The following is a 1,571-nucleotide window of genomic DNA, read 5'->3' on the forward strand; positions in this document are numbered from 1 at the left end:
GTTACGCGTCGTGCAGTGGGCAACCGGTGGGGTCGGCGTGGCCGCGATCAAGGGTGTGCTCGAACACCCTGACCTGGAGCTGGTCGGCTGCTGGGTGCACTCGGACGCAAAGAACGGCAAAGACGTCGGCGAGATCATCGGCACCGACCCGCTCGGTGTCACCGCCACCAACAGCGCCGAGGAGATCCTGGCGCTGGACGCCGACGCGGTGATCTACTCCCCGCTCATCCCCAACCCCGACGAGGTCGCGGCGTTGCTGCGCTCGGGCAAGAACGTGATCACCCCCGTCGGCTGGTTGTACCCGAGCGAGAAGCAGGCCGCGCCGATGCGGGCCGCCGCGCTGGAAGGCAACGCCACGCTGCACGGCACCGGCATCGCGCCCGGCGGGATCAGCGAGAAGTTCCCGCTGGTGCTCTCCGCGATGGCCACCGGGGTGAACTTTGTTCGCGCCGAGGAATTTTCCGACCTGCGCACCTATGAGGCACCCGACGTAGTGCGTCATGTCATGGGATTCGGCGGCACCCCCGACACCGCGCTGAGCGGACCGATGCAGAAGATGCTCGACGGTGGCTTCATCCAGGCCGTCAAGATGGTCGTCGACCACGTCGGGTTCAAGATCGACCCGCGGATCCGCGCCACCCAGGAGATCGCCGTGGCCACCGCGCCCATCGACTCGCCGATCGGCGTGATCGAACCCGGCCAGGTCGCCGGCCGCAAGTTCCACTGGGAGGCCCTCGTCGACGGCGAACCCGTCGTGCGGGTCACGGTGAACTGGCTGATGGGCGAGGAAAACCTCGACCCCGCATGGACTTTCGGTCCCGCCGGGCAGCGTTACGAGATGGAGGTCCGCGGTAACCCGGACTTCACCGTCATCATCAAGGGCTTCCAGTCCGAGGCCGGTGAGGAGGGTCCGGAGTCCGGCGTCGTCGCCACCGCGGCGCACTGCGTCAACTCGGTCCCCGCGGTCTGCGCCGCGGCGCCCGGTGTGGTGACCTACCCCGACCTGCCGCTGATCAGCGGTAAGGCCGCTCCAAAACTTCGGTAAGGCTCAGGGCCGCACCAGGATCCGGATCGGATTGCCTTCCTGGCGTTCCAGTTTGTCGATGCCCAGCGCGATGTCCTCCAGGGACACGATCTCGCTGATCGAACGGGACAGGTCCAGCCTGCCCAGAGACACCAGCGTGGCCAAGGTGGAGATGTCGACGTTCTGGTAACCCAGGTGCCCCAGCACCTGCTTCTGGGTCAGGCCGAACATCGACGTCGGGCCGATCGTGGGTTCCTGGGCGCTCATCCCGACCGCGACCAACCGCCCGCCGACCGTCAGCTGACCCAGCGCCTGCTCGAACGTCGACTTGAGGCCCACCGCGTCGAACGCCACATCCAGCCCACGGCCCCCGGTGACCTCGGCGATCTTCTCGCCGAGCCGCTCGTCGCCGGCGTTGAACGCATAGTCGGCACCGAGTTCCAGGGCCCGCTCCAGCACCTCGGATTTGATGTCGATCGCCACCACCGGCACCGCGCCCACCAGCCGGGCCAGCTGGGCGATGTGGGTGCCGACCCCACCCAGGCCC

Annotated in this window: 2 protein-coding genes; one reads left to right on the forward strand and one right to left on the reverse strand. The window is 67.9% G+C overall.

Annotated features, from left to right (window positions below):
* The coding region (locus tag ACWGPE_RS18735; RefSeq protein ID WP_452049270.1) for an NAD(P)H-dependent amine dehydrogenase family protein at positions 1–1,045 on the forward strand (1,045 nt) is incomplete at its 5' end.
* Between the two features lie 3 nt (positions 1,046–1,048).
* On the opposite strand, the gene ACWGPE_RS18740 is transcribed toward ACWGPE_RS18735, so the two are convergent.
* Positions 1,049–1,571 (reverse strand): zinc-binding dehydrogenase (locus ACWGPE_RS18740; protein ID WP_452049271.1); only part of this gene is annotated, 523 nt, incomplete at its 5' end.

Source organism: Agromyces sp. NPDC055658 (assembly GCF_053618155.1).